14 protein-coding genes are annotated in these 17,274 nt (G+C 58.1%); 3 read left to right on the forward strand and 11 right to left on the reverse strand.

The annotated features are described in order from the left end of the window. Position 1: 1 nt before the first annotated feature. From KI614_RS04710 to aceB, 7 genes are all read right to left on the reverse strand, one after another. A complete protein-coding gene (locus KI614_RS04710) occupies positions 2 to 610 on the reverse strand; it encodes a response regulator transcription factor (RefSeq protein ID WP_226408250.1) in 609 nt (202 codons plus the stop codon). Continuing rightward, on the reverse strand, positions 603 to 2,954 hold the full coding sequence (locus KI614_RS04715) for a PAS domain S-box protein (RefSeq protein ID WP_226408252.1): 2,352 nt from the start codon (positions 2,952 to 2,954) through the stop codon (positions 603 to 605). The genes KI614_RS04710 and KI614_RS04715 overlap by 8 nt, the downstream gene beginning before the upstream one ends. Positions 2,955 to 3,084: 130 nt before the next feature. Further along, the gene (locus KI614_RS04720) at positions 3,085 to 5,325 is read right to left on the reverse strand and encodes an EAL domain-containing protein (RefSeq protein ID WP_226408254.1); all 2,241 of its coding nucleotides are present in this window, start codon (positions 5,323 to 5,325) and stop codon (positions 3,085 to 3,087) included. A gap of 105 nt (positions 5,326 to 5,430) precedes the next feature. Next, the gene (locus KI614_RS04725) at positions 5,431 to 6,156 is read right to left on the reverse strand and encodes an LrgB family protein (protein WP_226408256.1); all 726 of its coding nucleotides are present in this window, start codon (positions 6,154 to 6,156) and stop codon (positions 5,431 to 5,433) included. Beyond that, positions 6,153 to 6,512, reverse strand: coding sequence for a CidA/LrgA family protein (locus tag KI614_RS04730; protein WP_226408257.1), 360 nt, complete (start codon positions 6,510 to 6,512; stop codon positions 6,153 to 6,155). Before KI614_RS04730 ends, KI614_RS04725 begins: the two co-directional genes overlap by 4 nt. A gap of 15 nt (positions 6,513 to 6,527) precedes the next feature. Beyond that, entirely contained in the window at positions 6,528 to 7,463 is a 936-nt protein-coding gene (locus KI614_RS04735) for a nucleoside recognition domain-containing protein (RefSeq protein ID WP_226408258.1), read from the reverse strand. A gap of 146 nt (positions 7,464 to 7,609) precedes the next feature. Next, complete coding sequence (gene aceB / locus KI614_RS04740; RefSeq protein WP_226408259.1) at positions 7,610 to 9,208, reverse strand: malate synthase A; 1,599 nt, start codon at positions 9,206 to 9,208, stop codon at positions 7,610 to 7,612. A gap of 103 nt (positions 9,209 to 9,311) precedes the next feature. Between aceB and KI614_RS04745 the strand changes: the two genes are divergently transcribed. Together KI614_RS04745 and KI614_RS04750 are read left to right on the forward strand one after the other, a co-directional pair. Then, entirely contained in the window at positions 9,312 to 10,214 is a 903-nt protein-coding gene (locus KI614_RS04745) for a LysR family transcriptional regulator (RefSeq protein WP_226408260.1), read from the forward strand. Further along, positions 10,211 to 10,564, forward strand: coding sequence for a YbaN family protein (locus tag KI614_RS04750; RefSeq protein WP_226408261.1), 354 nt, complete (start codon positions 10,211 to 10,213; stop codon positions 10,562 to 10,564). Before KI614_RS04745 ends, KI614_RS04750 begins: the two co-directional genes overlap by 4 nt. A gap of 121 nt (positions 10,565 to 10,685) precedes the next feature. On the opposite strand, the gene aceA is transcribed toward KI614_RS04750, so the two are convergent. Further along, positions 10,686 to 11,984, reverse strand: a complete 1,299-nt coding sequence (gene aceA, locus KI614_RS04755) for an isocitrate lyase (protein ID WP_226408262.1) — start codon at positions 11,982 to 11,984, stop codon at positions 10,686 to 10,688. 326 nt (positions 11,985 to 12,310) lie between these two features. Between aceA and KI614_RS04760 the strand changes: the two genes are divergently transcribed. Further along, positions 12,311 to 14,107 carry a methyl-accepting chemotaxis protein gene (locus KI614_RS04760; protein WP_226408263.1) on the forward strand — a complete coding sequence of 599 codons (1,797 nt, stop codon included), beginning with the start codon at positions 12,311 to 12,313 and terminating at the stop codon, positions 14,105 to 14,107. A gap of 35 nt (positions 14,108 to 14,142) precedes the next feature. On the opposite strand, the gene rraA is transcribed toward KI614_RS04760, so the two are convergent. The 3 genes from rraA to clpS form a co-directional block, all read right to left on the reverse strand. After that, entirely contained in the window at positions 14,143 to 14,634 is a 492-nt protein-coding gene (rraA, locus tag KI614_RS04765) for a ribonuclease E activity regulator RraA (RefSeq protein WP_226408264.1), read from the reverse strand. A gap of 65 nt (positions 14,635 to 14,699) precedes the next feature. Next, a complete protein-coding gene (gene clpA / locus KI614_RS04770) occupies positions 14,700 to 16,958 on the reverse strand; it encodes an ATP-dependent Clp protease ATP-binding subunit ClpA (protein ID WP_226408265.1) in 2,259 nt (752 codons plus the stop codon). After that, positions 16,958 to 17,266 carry an ATP-dependent Clp protease adapter ClpS gene (clpS, locus tag KI614_RS04775; protein WP_203469322.1) on the reverse strand — a complete coding sequence of 103 codons (309 nt, stop codon included), beginning with the start codon at positions 17,264 to 17,266 and terminating at the stop codon, positions 16,958 to 16,960. Before clpS ends, clpA begins: the two co-directional genes overlap by 1 nt. Between the last annotated feature and the right edge of the window lie 8 nt (positions 17,267 to 17,274).

Raw genomic sequence — 17,274 nt, forward strand, 5'->3', positions numbered from 1 at the left:
ATTAATTCAAGGTCATCACGGCCTTGACCAGTTCGGCCAGCGTGCGGACACCCATTTTCTCCATGACCCGGGCGCGGTGCGCCTCGACGGTCTTCATGCTGATATCGAGTTCATCGGCGATCTGCTTGTTCAGCTTGCCAGCGACAACGAGCGTCATCACTTCGCGCTCGCGTTGGGTCAGTTGCTCCATGCGCAGGGAGATGGCGCTGTCCCGCTGACGCCTCGCTGCTATTTCGCTATCCAGTTCGAGCGCGCGTCGAATGCGCGAAAGCAGGTCCTCGTTGTGGAAGGGTTTCTCGATGAAGTCGCAGGCGCCACGTTGCAGGGCGCCAACTGCCATCGGCACGTCGCCGTGGCCGGTGACGAAGATGACGGGCAATTCCGAACCGAGCGTATCGAGCTTTTCGTGTAATTCAAGCCCGCTCATCTCGGGCATCCGGACATCAAGCACCAGGCAGCCACGCATCTTGTCATGGCGTGCCACCAGGAAATTTTCAGCCGAGTCGAAGCAGGCTACCCGATAGCCTTCCCCTTCGAGCAGCCAGGTCATCGAGTCACGCATGGCCTCGTCGTCATCGACGACAAAAATCGTTTGCGGCAACTCACTCATGTTCTTCCTCTATCGGTACGGTGAAACGGAAGGTCGTGCCGCCTTCCCGGCGTGCTTCCAGCCAAAGCCGGCCCTGGTGGAATTCGATGATCGAGCGGCAGATTGCCAGCCCGATGCCCATTCCTTCCGGTTTGGTGGTGTAGAAAGGGGCGAAAATCTTCTCGACATCTTCTTCGGCCAGTCCGTGCCCCTGGTCGGCGACACTGATTTCCAGCATGCGCTCATCGGCCAGTCGGGCATTGATGAACAGGCGGCGACGTTCGAAGGGGATATTGTGCATCGATTCGATGCCATTTTTCACCAGATTAAGCAGCACTTGTTCAATCATGATGCGGTCGACCACGATTTTGGGCAGATTTTCAGGCAGCTCAACGATGATCTGCGTACCTGTTCGCTGGGCTTCGATGTCGGCAAAGGCACGTGCTTCGTCCACCAGTTCGTCGAGTGAAATGGGTTCGCGTTTTGGGTCGCTCTTTTTCACCATGTCGCGCATCCGGCGAATGATCTTGCCGGCACGTTCAGCCTGGTCGGCTGCTTTTTGCATGGCCGCCAGCAGGTCTTCAAAGCGATAGTTACCGGCCTGCATGCGTTTGATGCACCCGGCGCAGTAGTTGGCGATGGCCGAGAGGGGCTGGTTCAACTCGTGGGCCAGCGAAGATGCCATTTCGCCCATGGTGATCAGGCGCGAGGTCTGCTCAAGGCGTTTCTGCTGTTGCAGATTGACTTCGTCGATGTGCTTCTTGTCGGTGATGTCGGCGGCAATCTGGACCCGGACGGTGCGTCCGTCGACCCAGCGGATTGCCCGTTCGTGTAGGTGGTACCAGTGTCCCGAGAGGGCGTGCTGGATTTCACCGTCGTAGATTTCGCAGGGCAATTCCTCGCTCGACAGTTCGGCCGGGTTGGCGCTCAAGGCTTCGTTCATCGGGCGGCAGGCTGCGGTTACCTGGGCCGAGTCGCGCCCGACGGTATCGAAGCCAAAAATGTTCTGGAAGGCGCGGTTGGCGAAGAGGATTTCGCCTGAGTCGGCGTCGGCGACGTGCACTGCGGTATCCAGACCGTTGATCACCGTGACAAAACGCTCGTGCGCCCGTTCCAGTTCGACACGGGCGCGTTTCGGTTCGGTAATGTCGTTCATCGAGGCCATCCAGCCAATTTGCAGGCCGTTGGCATCGATCAGTGGCGAGAAATAGAGACGGACATCGAAGCGTTCGCCATTTTTCCGCATGATGCGCATTTCAAAACCGGCCGCCGGTGCCTGACCGGCCAGTGCCTGGTCGATATTGTTTTGCAGGCGGTCGAACTCTTCATCGGGCCAGTAAGGGTAAGGTGGGGAGATACCGACCAGCTCTGACTCGTCAAACCCGGTCATGCGGCAGAACGCGGCATTGACGAAGGTGATCCGGCCTTCAAGATCAATGGCGCGCATGCCGGTGATCAGTGATTGGGACATCGCCTGGCGGAAGGCATAGGCGGCGCGCAGTTGCTCTTCGGTTTCTGCCCGGCGGTGGGCGTGGCGCCGAAGCTGAACCAGCGTGGCTGTCGCAATCAGGGTCAGAATGACGATCAGGCCGGCCGGCACAAAGGGCAGCCAGGCGCCGCCGCCGCGATAGGCGATGATGTTCAGGCCCAGCCGATTGCCCGGCATGTCGAGGCTGATGCTGCCGGAAATCTTGCGGTCGGTCGGCTTGACCGAGGAATTGCTGTAAACCTCCTGGTTCGTTGCATCGACAACCGTCAGGCTGTAGCGCGCCGTGAACACCGCCGGCAAGGTTGCGCGCAGCAGTGTTTCCAGCGATTGCAGGGCGATGAAGGCGCCCAGGTCGCTGCTGCCTTGCTGGACCGGGAAAATCAGGTCGTTGGCCTGGCGTTGGTAGGCGTCGGGATAATTGCTGCTGAACAAGGTGCGACGCGTGCGCAGTGCTTCCTGCAGGGCGGCCAGGCGAGTGTCGGTTAGTTGCTCGCCGACAAATGTCGCGGTCGACTCGTTTGGCGAGACCCATTCGACCTTGCCTTCGGTGCTGACCCAGACAATGGCTGCCAGTTCGGGATTGTCCCGGACATAGCGTGATGCACGAACCTGAAAGGTTTCGTAGGTTAGTTGCTTGAATTCCTGTTCGCGCCCAAGTTCCGCGAGGAAATCCTGATGCGCGTGGAGGCGATTTTCAATGGTCCGTTCGGCCCAGTGCATGTCGCCTTCGAGCGCCGAGTGGGCGGTATCCTGCTCACGCCACTGCAGTAGCGCGGTGACGACCAGCATGGCAATGGAAAAAATGCCAATGGCAATGTAGGGGGCGAACCAGAGCCAGGTTTGCTTGGGCTGGCTGGGAGGGGGGCGGATGAACATGGCTTGATTTTTCGCCCACCCGGGCCGGCCGACCATAGGTACTTACCCTAACTCAGGGTAGGGACATTGCTGCCCGGCCTGTTTTTTTCAAATCTGGCCGCGTTTGTCGGTCTACCGGGGCAGTGAGGGTTCAGGCTCTTTTTCTCGTCGGCTCAGCCAGCCAGGCGAGAAATTCGACTTCCGGCATTGGTCGACCGTAGTAATAGCCTTGCGCTTCATTACAGCCCAGTTCAAGCAGGGTGCTGGCGACGCCTTCATCCTCGACTCCTTCGGCAATGACCCGCATGCCCAGTTCGTGACCGAGAATAATGATCGTTCTGGCGATACGAGCCCCGTGCCCTTCCTTGCTCAGGGCAGAGACAAAGCTGCGATCGATCTTGAGGTGGTTGGCAGGGAGTTGGTCAAGGTAGGAAAGCGAGGAATAACCGGTGCCAAAGTCGTCGATTGCGATACCGATTCCCTGCTGGCGCAAGGCGCTCAAGGCTGCAATGGCGGCATCGAGGCCGGCCAGGGCGACGGATTCTGTGACTTCAAGTTCCAGGCGGGATGGCGGGCAGTCTGTCTCTTGCAGGGCCTGCAGGATGCTTTCCTGAAAGCCCGGCTGGCGAATCTGGACGGGCGAAATATTGACGGCCATCTTGAGGTCGGGAAAGCCGGCTGCCTGGAAGCGTTTCAGCGTGTGAAGCGCAACGTGCAGGAGCCAGTTGCCAAGGCTGACAATCAGCCCGGATTGTTCTGCAATCGGAATGAAGCGATCCGGCGGGACAAAGCTGCCATCCGGCAGGCGCCAGCGGAGCAGGGCTTCGACACCGAGCAGGCGACCGCTGAGCAGATCGACTTGCGGCTGATAGGCGAGAAAAAGTTGCCGGTTGTCAAAGGCGCTGCGCAGGTCGCGTAGCAACTGGGCGCGTTCGCGGGCTTCGGCACCGATGTCGCGCGAAAAGGTGATGCTTTGCCCCATGCCCTGACGCTTGGCGCGGCGTAGCGCGAGATAACCGTCCTTGAGTATCTCGGCACCGGATTGGTACTCATGGTCGACAACGACCAGGCCGATTGAAATCGAAATGGCATGTTCGACTTCTTCAACAATGAACGGCAGGGTAAAGCACTTCTGGATCTGGGCAGATCCGATCTGGCCTTGCTTGCCAAGCAGGGCAAAGGTGTCGGCCGAGAGGCGCGCCAGATAAACCGTCGGGTCGAACAGCGTACGCAGGCGCTTGGCAACCAGCTTGAGCAATCCGTCACCATATTGATGGCCGAGAATGTCGTTGGTCGTCGAAAACTGGTCGATATCAATCAAGGCCAGGAGGGCATCGTCTTGTGCCTGACGGGCAATGCGCTCGTCGAGTTCGGCGATCAGGGCGACGCGATTTGGCAGGCCGATCTGGCGATCGAAGAAAGCGTCCTGACGCAGGGCGGATACCAGATCGACATTTTTGGCGCACAACGCAATGTTGGTGCAGAACACTTCGAGCAAATGCTGATCGACTTCGCAAATCGGCTGGCTGGCATTGATAAAAGCGGCAAAGCCCTCGCCGGGGGATTTGCGGAAATAAAGGGTGACATCGTGTTCGCCAATGATGCTGTGGCGATTGCGTAGCGCCTGACTCAGGTTGTGTACCAGATGCGAATCATTGATTTCTGACAGGCGGCGCTGGATCAGGTGACGATAGGGGCCGGCTGCCGCAATGATCCGGTATTCCTGCAAACGGGTGCCGCTTTCTGCCGATTCTGCGGCCGCACACACCAGTCCTTCCGGTGAAACGCCGATCAGCCCGGCAATCTGGGTGATGACGCCTTCGGCAAAGGCTTGCAGCCCCTGTTCGGCCATGAACTGATTGCTGGCCGCAACGATCTTTTCCAGCCCGCTGCGGCTGGCATCGAGGCGTTGCAATTGCTGGTACGAGCGAATTGCCGTCGTCAGTGTCGTGAATAATTTGCTGTGGGTCAGTTCGCTCTTGGTTTTGTAATCGTTGATGTCGTAACGGGTGATCGTTTCCGCTTCCGGCGCGTGGCCGGGCTGGCCCGTGCGCAAAATGATCCGCGTATTGACCAGCAGCAGTTCGTTACGGATGGCATCTACCGTCTGCAGGCCGGCGTTTTCACTTTCCATGACGACATCGAGCAAAATCAGTGCGACATCGTCTTCATGCGTCAGCAGCTTGATGGCTTCGCGGCCGGAGTGTGCATGGAGAATTTCCAGGCGCCGGCCAAGGATGCGGATACTGGCCAGCGCAAACTCGGTGGCTTCATGAACATCGGGATCATCATCGACGACCAATATCCGCCACCGCGAATCCTCCGCCTGGCATTTCTCCGGGATTGGCTCGTCTTCGATGAAAACCAGATCGTCGCTGGCCGACGGGTTCATGGGCAATCCTTAGTGGTGTGGATGTGGCCGGGGTTTTCCCGTTATTTTCAAAATAAGCTGATTTGTTCCGAGCAGTTTGCGCCAAGCGCCTGCGCTGTGCAAGATTTAGCCAAGTCCGATCCAGCGGGCGATCAATGGCACCAGCAATGCCGTCAGAGCACCATTCAATCCCATGGCCAATGCGGCGAAGGCGCCGCTTTGCTCATTGACCTGGAATGCACGGGCGGTCCCAATGCCGTGCGAGGCGATTCCGATGGCAAAGCCGCGAATTGCCGGGTCGTGCAGGCGCACCGCATCGAAAACGTAGCGTGCGGCAACGGCACCAATAATGCCGGTGATGATTACCAGAACGGCGGTGAGCGAAGGTATGCCGCCGATTCGTTCGGCAATGCCCATGGCAATCGGCGTCGTGACCGATTTGGGTGCCAGTGAGAGCTGGCTGGGCAGGCTGGCGCCGAACAGTCGGCCAATGGCCACGGCCGAAAGTGCGGCGCTCAGGCTGCCGACCAGCAGGCCAACCAGAACGGGTAGCCACATGGCCTTGACGCGCTTGAGTTGGGTGTACAGCGGGATGGCGAGCGCGACAGTGGCCGGGCCGAGCAGAAAATGCACGAATTGGGCGCCGGCAAAGTAGGTTTCGTAGCTTGTCCCGGTCGACAGTAGAAAACAGACCAAAACGCTGACGGCGATGAGTACCGGATTGGCCAGCGGATGATTGCCGGAACGTCGGTAAATCCAGAATGCCCCTTGGTAAGCGAGCAGCGTGATGGTCAGACCGAGCAGTGGCGAGGCTGAAAGATAAACCCAGAGTTCGTTGATGCGCGGGGTCACGGATTTTCTCCCGGGGCCGTGCTGCGCGGGGCGCAAAGCTGCATGACCAGTCCGGTGACCAGCAAGGTCATCAAGGTGCTGACCAGCAGTGAAATCGATAGTGCAAGCCACTCGTCGGCGACACGATGCAGATGCACCATGATGCCGGTGCCGGCCGGCACGAAGAGTAGCGACAGATGTTGAAGCAGGGTCTGGCTGGTTGTCTGCAGATCGTGTCCCGGCCCGCCGCGCAGGGTCAGCACAAGAAAGAGCAGCAACATGCCGAGCACCGGGCCGGGGACCGGGAGATCAATGCCACGGGCAATGACTTCCCCGGCCAGCTGGCATAAAAGGAGTTGGGTCAGGGCTGAAAGCATGCAGCTTCTCTCCGTTCAGAAAACAACATGGCCAAGGGTGCGCACCGCAATGCCGATACAGGCGCCGCAGGCGGCCGGTTTCCAGACGGTGGCAACACGGCGGCCGGCTGAAATCAGCACGGCGACACCGGGCAAATCGAAAGGGGAAATGAGAAATCCGGCGCTGGCGTTGAGCAGCTCGACACTGACCTGGCCGGCCCGTCGCATGTCATCCATGACGCCCATCATCGCCGTGCCGCCGGCCAGGTATTTGGTCAGCGCCGGGAGAATCAGGATTGGATCGATCGCCGCCAGCTGAAGTAGCGGCGTCAGCCAGGCGGTCAGCAGATCGAGTGCGCCAAAACGCTTGAGTGCGGTGACGGCGACCAGTGAGAGAACGAGCATCGGAATGGCGCCAACGGCAATCTTGAAGGCTTCGGCACCGGCCCGGTTGATGACGTCGAGAATGCCCTTGGCGCTTTCGGCCACCGGGTGATGCAAGGTTTCGTCAAGCTGGCCTTCAAGGCCCGAGAGCGTCCGGCCAAACAGGTAGTAGGTGCTGGCGGCGGCGGCCAGTCCGCCGACCAGTGACCAGATCAGTGTCAGGCCGAAATCAAGGCCCATGGTCATCATCGGCAGGGCAGCATTGGCTTGCGACATGGCAAAGACCATGGCCAGCGTCGCGGCGATGTGGCGGTCCGAGGTGCCGCGCTGATCCATCATGGTCAGCGTCGCCATCGGTGCTGCGAAGCTGACGAAGTTGATCTGCAGCGCAGCAAAAACACCGAGGCCGGTCAGGCCGAAGGGTTTGAGCAAAGGGGCAAGGCGAACGACGAGTCGATCAAGGACGCCGCGTGCTTCGAGCAATCGCATCAGCGAAAGCATGACCACCATCACCGGCAGCAGGACGAAAAGTGAAAGCTCGACGGCCGAGCGGCCGGCTTTCAGAATGATGTCGATGAGGATTTCCATGATGCGTCGTCGAGGTGGGTAGAGCCAGAGTATCGGGTGGCCTGGGCGGGGGCGCTATTGCGGACAACCCGATGAAGACAAAACGGCGCCAGGTTGCCCTCGCGCCGTTTTCATTTTTGCCCGTTACCGGGCGTAGACCGCGAGATTTAAACCATCGCTTCGTACAGCGGCAGGGTCAGGAACTCCGGGTATTCCGGGGTCAGCGACATCTGGTCGAAAATGACGGCTGCCTGGTCGTAGGAAGCGGTGTCTTCGCCCTGGGCAGAAACAGTCGTCTTCACCTTGGCCAGTTCTTCGGCAATCATCGGGCGAACCATTTCAACGGTGACCTTGCGGCCGTCGTCGAGCACGCCCTTCGGCGATACCACCCACTGCCAGACCTGCGAGCGGGAGATTTCGGCGGTGGCCGCATCTTCCATCAGGTTGTGGATCGGCACGCAGCCGTTGCCGGCCAGCCAGGAACCGAGGTAATGGATACCGACGTTGATGTTGTTGCGCAGGCCGGCTTCGGTGATCGGGGTGGTCGGCTGGAAGTCGAGCCACTGGGCCGGACCGAAGTTGCCGGAAACTTGCTTGTCCCACTGGTTCGGGCGGTCGCCGAGCACCTTGACGAACTCTTCATGCGCGATGGCAACGAGGCCCGGGTGAGCCACCCAGCCGCCGTCGAAACCGTCGTTGGCGTCACGCGTCTTGTCGTGGCGAATGCCGGCCAGCGCCTTTTCGTTGGCGACAGGATCGTTCTTGATCGGGATCAGGGCCGACATGCCGCCCATGGCCGGGGCGCCGCGCTTGTGGCAAGCCTGCACCAGCGCCAGGGCGTAACCGCGCATGAACGGCACTTCCATGGTGATGGCGCTGCGCTGGGCCAGGCAGAAGTCCTTGTTTTTCTTGAACTTCTTGATGCACGAGAAGATGTAGTCCCAGCGACCGGCGTTCAGGCCAGCCGAGTGGTTGCGCAGTTCGTAGAGGATTTCTTCCATTTCGAACGTGGCGAGAATGGTTTCGACCAGCACGGTGGCCTTGATGGTGCCTTGTGGCAGGCCGATGTGATCCTGGGCCATGACGAAGATGTCATTCCACAAGCGGGCTTCGAGGTGGCTTTCCATCTTCGGCAGATAGAAGAAGGGGCCGGCGCCGCGGGCGATCTGTTCCTTGGCGTTGTGGAAAAGCACGATGCCGAAGTCGAAGATGCCGCCGGAAACGCGCTGACCGTCGATCAGCACGTGCTTTTCGTCGAGGTGCCAGCCGCGCGGACGAATCTGCAGCGTGGCGATGTTGTCATTCAGCTTGTATTCCTTGCCGTTCTCGTTCTTGAACGACAGTTCGCGGCGGATTGCCTTGTACAGATTGATCTGACCCTGAATCTGGTTGTCCCAGTTCGGCGAATTCGAATCTTCGAAGTCGGTCATGTAGGAGTCAGCGCCCGAGTTGAAGGCGTTGATGATCATCTTGGCTTCAACCGGGCCGGTGATTTCGGTGCGGCGGCGCTCCAGTGCCTTCGGCAGCGGGGCGATTTTCCAGTCGCCTTCGCGGATGTGTTTGGTTTCCGGCAGGAAATCCGGCATTTCGCCGGCATCGATGCGTGCCTGGCGCTCAACGCGAGCCTTGAGCAGTTCCTGGCGGCGGCCTTCGAAGGCGCGGTGCAGCTTGGCAACCAGTTCAAGGGCTTCAAAGGTCAGGATGGATTCGTAACCGGGCTGAAGGGGGGCGGTGATCTGAACACCAGCGGGCAGGTTGAGGCTCATGAAAACTCCTTGGGGAAAATATTACGATGGAGTGCATTGTATTGATCATTTGAGTTAGGAAAAATAGGGATAAAATCATTTCATTTTGTACTTTAAGTATCAAATGGATAAGCTAAAACAGATTGAAGCGTTCACCTCGGTAGCGACGCGCGGCAGCCTCTCTGCCGCAGCCCGGGCCGAAGGCGTAACGCCGGCAATGATCGGCCGCCGGCTCGATGCATTGGAGTCGCGCTTGGGCGTCAAGCTCCTGCTGCGCACGACGCGCAAGCTGACCATTACCTTCGAAGGACAGGCTTTCCTGGAAGACTGCCAGCGCTTGCTCAACGACCTGGCCAATGCCGAGGCCGCCGTGTCGCTCGGTGGTTTGCAGGCCAACGGTTACTTGCGTGTTTCGGCGCCAGCCGGATTTGGTCGCCGCCATGTCGCGCCCTTGGTCGGTGAGTTCATGCAAGCCAATCCGGAAGTCACGGTCAACCTCGGTTTGAGCGATAGATTGGTCGATCTGATCAACGAAAACATCGACTGCGCGATCCGTATCGGCGAGTTGACCGATTCGAGCATGGTCAGTGTGCGCCTCGGCGAAATGCGCCGGATGGTTGTTGCCAGCCCGGCTTATCTTGTCGCGCATGGCGTACCGCGCGAACCAGCCGATCTGGTCGGCCATAATTGCCTGTCACTCGGCCAACAGCGTGGCTGGGTGTTCAAGGATCCGCAAAGCGGCGAGGTGCAGAACTGGAAGGTGGGCGGCTCGTTCGAATGTAATGACGGCGCCGTGTTGCATGAGTGGGCGCTGGCCGGGCGTGGATTGGCCTGGCGTTCGTTGTGGGAGGTCGGGCAGGATCTCAAGGAAGGCCGTCTGGCCTCGGTGCTCGATGCCTGGCAGGCACCGCCGATGGGTATCTACGCAGTCTTTCCGCAGCGCCGTCACCTGCCGCTGCGCGTTCGTTTTTTTATCGATTTGCTGAAAGACAACTACAGTCGCGCCAGTTATTGGGAGCTGAGATGAAACGACCGGTTTATCGGGTGCTTGGCGTGGTTTCGGTGGTGCTGGGGGTGATCGGTGCCGTCCTGCCCTTGTTGCCGACAACGCCGTTCATGATTTTGGCCGCCTATTTTTTTGCCCGCTCGCATCCGGCGTGGGAGGCCAGGCTTCTGGCTCATCCGACGGTTGGACCGGCGATCAGCGCCTGGCGTGACCACGGCGCAATTCCACTGCTGGCCAAACGACTGGCCACGCTGTTGATGGCCATCAGTGCCATTGGCGGCTTGCTGACGCTGCCTTCTCCCTGGTGTTATCTGCCGCTCGCAATCGGTGCATGCGTTTTGTCCTGGATGTGGACTCGGCCGTCGGTGTAACGATAGAAAACAGATCCTGCGGTCTACGTGCCGTTTTTGCTCGAAATGAAAAAGGCCGGCCCCTTGTGGGAGCCGGCCTTTATTGCTGCCAGGTAAGGCAGCAAGCTTAAGCGGTCAGTTCTTAGTGGAACTGTTCTTCTTCGGTCGAGCCGGTCAGCGCGGTCACCGAGGACTTGCCGCCCTGGATCACGGTGGTGACGTCGTCGAAGTAACCGGTGCCAACTTCCTGCTGGTGCGAGACGAAGGTGTAGCCACGGTCACGAGCAGCGAATTCCGGCTCCTGAACCTTCTCGACGTAGGCAGACATGCCGCGCTTGGCGTAGTCCTGGGCCAGGTCGAACATGTGGTACCACATGTTGTGGATGCCAGCCAGGGTGATGAACTGGTACTTGTAGCCCATGGCGCCCAGTTCCTTCTGGAACTTGGCAATGGTGGCGTCGTCGAGGTTCTTCTTCCAGTTGAAGGAAGGCGAACAGTTGTAGGCCAGCATCTTGCCCGGGTGAACCTTATGCACGGCTTCGGCGAACTTGCGGGCAAATTCCAGATCCGGCGTGCCGGTTTCGCACCACACCAGGTCGGCGTAGTCAGCGTAGGCGATAGCGCGGGAGATAGCCTGGTCCAGACCCTTCTTGGTCTTGTAGAAGCCTTCAGCGGTACGCTCGCCGGTCAGGAACGGCTTGTCGTTTTCGTCGTAGTCGGAGGTCAGCAGGTCGGCAGCTTCGGCATCGGTACGGGCGATAACCAGGGTCGGCACGCCGTAGACGTCAGCAGCCATACGAGCAGCGATCAGCTTCTGGATAGCTTCGGTGGTCGGAACCAGAACCTTGCCGCCCATGTGGCCGCACTTCTTGACGGAAGCCAGCTGATCTTCCCAATGCACGCCGGCAGCGCCGGAGCGGATCATGGCCTTCATCAGTTCGTAGGCGTTGAGCACGCCGCCGAAACCGGCTTCAGCGTCAGCCACGATCGGCAGGTGGTATTCAACGTGACCGGCATCGCCCTTGTTGATGTTCTTCGACCACTGGATTTCATCAGCGCGGTTGAAGGCATTGTTGATGCGCTCGACAACCTTCGGCACGGAGTCAACCGGGTACAGGGACTGGTCCGGGTACATGGCGGCGTATTCGTTGTTGTCGGCAGCAACTTGCCAGCCGGACAGGTAGATGGCCTTGATGCCGGCCTTGGCTTGCTGAACGGCTTGACCGCCGGTCAGGGCGCCCAGGCAGTTAACGTAGGGGGTGTTGTTGACCAGATCCCACAGCTTCTCGGCACCGCGACGGGCCAGGGTGTGCTCAACCTGGAAGGAACCGCGCAGGCGGACGACGTCAGCAGCGGAGTAGCCGCGCTTGATACCCTTCCAGCGGGGGTTGGTTGCCCAGTCTTTTTCCAGTTCGGCGATTTGCTGTTCGCGTGTGCTCATGGTGAATTCCTCAAGAGATTTAGTTGGGGTTACGGCTTTCTTGCCCAATGTTCTGGTGCAGCGCCGATGTGAGAAAGTATAGAGAAGTTTTTGCAGAGCAGCAATAGTCTTATATAAGACATAAGACAATATTTTATTTTTTATAAACAATGAATTATTGTTGCGATTTCACGATGTGAAATATTGTTTGCGTTTGTGAAATGCAATGCAGCATTTGTCGGTCGATTTGCTGATGTGACGATCAGATATTCCGGAATTTGGCGTGCTTGACGCCCTAGTCGGATGGTTGTTGAATGCGACCCACTAAATAACAATTGGGACACAAAATGGAGACACTGCGACGTTTGTACGAATGGAACGAGCGTACTTTCTGGAACTCTTTGACCAAGAAATTGATGAGTTTCCTGCTCTTGTTCTTTATCGACGTGGTGTACCTCGGTATCTACATTCATCAGAAAAACCTGGTGACCGAAGCACTCAGGAATGGCGAGGTCAGTAGCGCTGTGATGCAACGCATTTCCAGCGGGATGGATTACGGTCTGAGCCTGATGATCGCCATGACGGCATTTGCCTTGCTCTGGAATGTGCTTCAGATTCTTTACATTCGTCATCTGATTCTGCGTCCGGTACGTATTATTTCAACGATCTTTGACGAAATCGCGCGCGGCGAAGGCGATTTTTCGCGCAACCTGCCGACAATCTCGCATGATGAACTTCGGACTCTGGCCGAGTCCTACAACCGCTTCGCCGACAAGATGCGCGAAATCATCAGCGAAGTACGCAAGATGAGTGTGAATATTGCCCGTGAGGCTGTGCTGGTCAAAAAAACGGTCGCTTCCACCGCAGAGAAGGCCACCCGGCAGGGGGATATTGCCAATGCGGTTTTTGGCGCCAGCACCGAGGCGATCAAGGCGATTGATGAAGTTTCAGCCTCGGCCGAGCTGATTTCGCAGTCGACGGAAGCCAATCTGCAGACCGCGCGCGGTTCTCTGGGGGAAATGTTCGAGATTGTCAGCAAGGTGCAGAATGTGAGTGCCAAGCTCTCATCATTCAATGACACCGTCGGACATCTGGCGCAGCGTTCGGACAGCATTCGCCAGATTGCCGGCCTGATCAAGGATATTGCTGACCAGACCAATCTGCTGGCGCTGAATGCCGCGATTGAGGCTGCCCGCGCCGGTGAAATGGGTCGAGGCTTTGCCGTGGTGGCTGACGAAGTGCGCAAACTGGCCGAACGGGTCAATGTGGCGACACAGGAAATCACCGACAACATCGGCGGCATGATTACCCTGGTTCGCGATACCCAGCGCGAAAATGACGTCATCAATGGCGACATTCAACAAACCCGCGAAGTGGTCGAGCGATCGTCTTCCGAGTTCAACCGGATGGTCAGCAATTTTGAGCGGACGGGCGATCAGTTGAACCAGATTGCTGCTGCGATGGAGCAGTTGACCGCGACAAACGGCCAGGTGCATGAAGCGGTGATGCAGGTTCATACCCTGTCTGACGAGGTGTCGGGCAGCATGAAGTCTTCGGAAACATCGACGCTTACGCTGAGCCGGGCGACAGAAAGTGTTCAGGAACTGGTCTCGCGCTTCAAGATCGGTCGTGGGTCTTTTGACTTCAACGTTGATCAGGCACGCCGGATGCTTGAACGCATGCAGGCCAAAATGTCGGCGTTGTCGCAGCAGGGCGTCGATATCTGGGATCAGAACTATCGTCCGATTCCGAAAACCAGCCCCCAGAAATACGATGTTTCCTATGCTGCAGCATTTGAACGGGACATCCAGCCGCTTGCCGAAGAGGCGCTGGCCAACCTGAAAGGGGGCGTATACGCGCTGATGATCGACTTGCGCGGCTACGGTGCGATTCACAATCTGAAATACTCGAAGCCGCTGACCGGAAATTACGAGGTCGATCTGGTTGGTAATCGTACCCGACGGATCTGGGACGATCAGACGGGCCAGCGTGCCGCCAAGAACACCCAGCCGCTATTGCTCCAGACATACGCGCGGGATACGGGGGAGGTGCTTTCGGAAATCAATTTGCCGATCATTGTCGATGGCCGTCACTGGGGTGGCCTGCGTGTCGGCTGCGAAAGCAGCGTGCTGCTCGACGGTTGATTCATCAAGGGGGCCTATAGGCCCCCTTGGTCGTTTTAGATGAGCGGTTTGCTTGAAACCAGAACGCCATCTTCATCGGCATAAAGCCACTCGCCCGGATTGAAGGTCACGCCGCCAAACGTGACGGCAATGTCGCGGTCGCCGACATTCTTTTTGATGCTTTTCTGGGGATGCGTGTTCAGCGCACGCACACCGATATCGATCCCGTTGATGTCGCCCGAGTCACGGATGCAGCCATAAACCACGACACCTTCCCAGCCATTTTTCTGGGCCAGGATGGCCAACTGATCACCGACCAGGGCGCAACGCAAGGAGCCGCCGCCATCAATCACCAGGACCTTGCCCTTGCCGTCCTCTGCAAAAGCAGTGCGGACCAGGGAGTTGTCCTCGAAAATTTTCAGGGTAACGATTTCGCCGCTAAAAGTGGCGCGAGCGCCATAACGCTGGAACATCGGGCTCACGATGCGCAGGCTTTTGCCGATGTCGCCTTCAAATTCATCGCACAGGTCGGGGGTCTTGAAACTCATGGGTTTGTCTCCGGAAATAAAAAAGCCGTGCAATCTTGCACGGCTTTCGGGGTGGCTGGCAATTGTCAGACAGTTGCTTCGGCTTTTTCTTCCTCGAAATCGAGTTTGATTTTGCCCTCTTTATCGAGGTCGACCGTGACATGACCGCCACTGGCCAACTTGCCGAACAGCAACTCGTCAGCCAAGGCTGAACGAATCGTGTCCTGAATCAGGCGCGACATTGGCCGGGCACCCATCAGCGGGTCGAAACCCTTGTCGGCGAGCATGTTCTTGACCGTCTCGGTGAAGTGCGCTTCAACCTTTTTCTCGTGCAACTGTTCTTCCAGTTGCATCAGGAATTTGTCGACCACGCGGAGGATGATTTCCCGATCGAGCGGCGCGAAGGAAATGGTTGCATCCAGGCGATTGCGGAACTCCGGCGTAAACAGGCGTTTGATCTCGGCCATCTCGTCGCCGGCCTGCTTGTTGGCCGTGAAGCCCATGCTCGATTTTTGCAAATCAGCAGCACCGGCATTGGTCGTCATGATGATGACGACGTTGCGGAAGTCAGCCTTGCGTCCGTTGTTGTCGGTCAGCGTGCCGTGATCCATCACCTGCAGCAGGATGTTGTAGATGTCCGGATGCGCTTTTTCGATTTCGTCGAGCAGCAGTACGCAGTAAGGTTTCTTGGTCACAGCCTCGGTCAACAGGCCACCCTGGTCAAATCCGACATAACCCGGCGGGGCGCCGATCAGGCGCGAGACTGCGTGGCGCTCCATGTATTCCGACATGTCGAAGCGGGTCAGTTCGATGCCCAGGCAGTAGGCCAATTGCTTGGCTACTTCGGTTTTGCCGACGCCGGTCGGGCCGCTGAACAGGAAGGAACCAATCGGCTTGCCCGGATTGCCCAAGCCGGAGCGAGCCATCTTGATGGCCTTGGCGAGCGCATCAATGGCCTTGTCCTGACCAAAAACCACGGCTTTCAGGTCGCGATCCAGGTTTTTCAGCGCACCGCGATCATCCAGTGACACATGCTGCGACGGGATGCGGGCGATCTTGGCGACAATTTCCTCGATGTCAGTCTTGTTGATCACTTTCTTTTGCTTCGATTTCGGCAGGATGCGTTGTGCCGCACCGGCTTCGTCGATCACGTCGATGGCCTTGTCCGGCAAATGGCGATCAGTGATATAGCGCGCGGCCAGCTCGACCGCCGAAGAGAGTGCCGTTGCCGAATACTTGATGCCGTGATGGGCCTCGAAGCGGGCTTTCAAACCCTTGAGGATTTCAATCGTTTCAGCCACCGATGGTTCGTTGACATCGATCTTCTGGAAGCGACGAGAAAGTGCGCTGTCCTTTTCGAAAATGCCGCGGAACTCGGTGTAGGTGGTTGCCCCGATGCACTTCAACTGGCCCGAGGAAAGCGCCGGCTTGAGCAGATTGGAAGCGTCCAGCGTGCCGCCGGATGCGGCCCCGGCACCGATCAAGGTATGGATTTCGTCAATGAACAGAATCGCGTTCGGGTTTTCCTGCAGCGCCTTGAGCACGCCCTTCAGCCGCTGCTCGAAATCGCCACGGTATTTGGTGCCAGCCAGCAATGAGCCCATGTCGAGTGCGTACACATTCGCTTTGGCAAGAATGTCCGGAATGTCGCCCTCGACGATGCGGCGGGCCAGGCCTTCGGCAATGGCCGTCTTGCCGACACCGGCTTCGCCGACCAGCAGCGGATTGTTCTTGCGCCGGCGGCACAGGGTCTGGATGACGCGTTCGAGTTCCTTGTCACGGCCGATCAGCGGGTCGATCTTGCCTTGCAGCGCGAGCGCGTTGAGATTGATCGTGTATTGCTCGAGCGGGCCGGCCTGCGCCTGCTCGCCTTCAGCTTCCGGTTCACCTTCGGCAGGGGCTTTTTGTTGCGGTACCTTGCTGATGCCGTGCGAGATGTAGTTCACCACATCAAGTCGTGTAACACCTTGCTTTTGAAGAAAATAAACGGCGTGAGAGTCTTTTTCACCATAGATGGCAACCAGCACGTTGGCACCGTTCACTTCCTTCTTGCCCGATGATTGAACGTGCAGGATGGCGCGCTGGATGACCCGCTGAAAACCGAGTGTCGGCTGGGTGTCGATGTCATCTTCACCTGAAACGGTCGGCGTATGTTCAATGATGAAATTGCTCAGGTCCTTGCGCAGCAAATCCTGTTTCGCACCACAGGCACGCAAGGCATCTGCGGCTGACGGGTTATCGACCAGCGCCAGTAGCAGGTGTTCAACGGTAATGAACTCGTGGCGTTTTTGACGCGCCTCGACAAAAGCCATGTGCAGGCTGACTTCGAGTTCCTGGGCAATCATCAGTTTTCCTCCATGATGCAAGCAAGCGGATGCTGGTGCTGGCGGGCGAAGGCGCTCACCTGTTCCACCTTGGTAGCCGCCACGTCACGAGTGAATATCCCGCACACGCCACGGCCTTCGTTGTGAACTTTGAGCATGATTCGCGTCGCTTGTTCAGTGTCCAGAGAAAAAAAACGCTGCAGTACGGTAATGACAAATTCCATCGGTGTGAAATCGTCGTTCAGCAACATCACCTTGAACATCTTTGGAGGTTCCAGTCCGGCGCGTTGCGCCTCGTGGAGTCCATCTTCCTGATACTTTGTAGCCATGCGTTCGA

Origin of the sequence: Dechloromonas denitrificans (assembly GCF_020510665.1) — a bacterium.
Classification (GTDB): Bacteria; Pseudomonadota; Gammaproteobacteria; order Burkholderiales; family Rhodocyclaceae; genus Azonexus; species Azonexus denitrificans_B.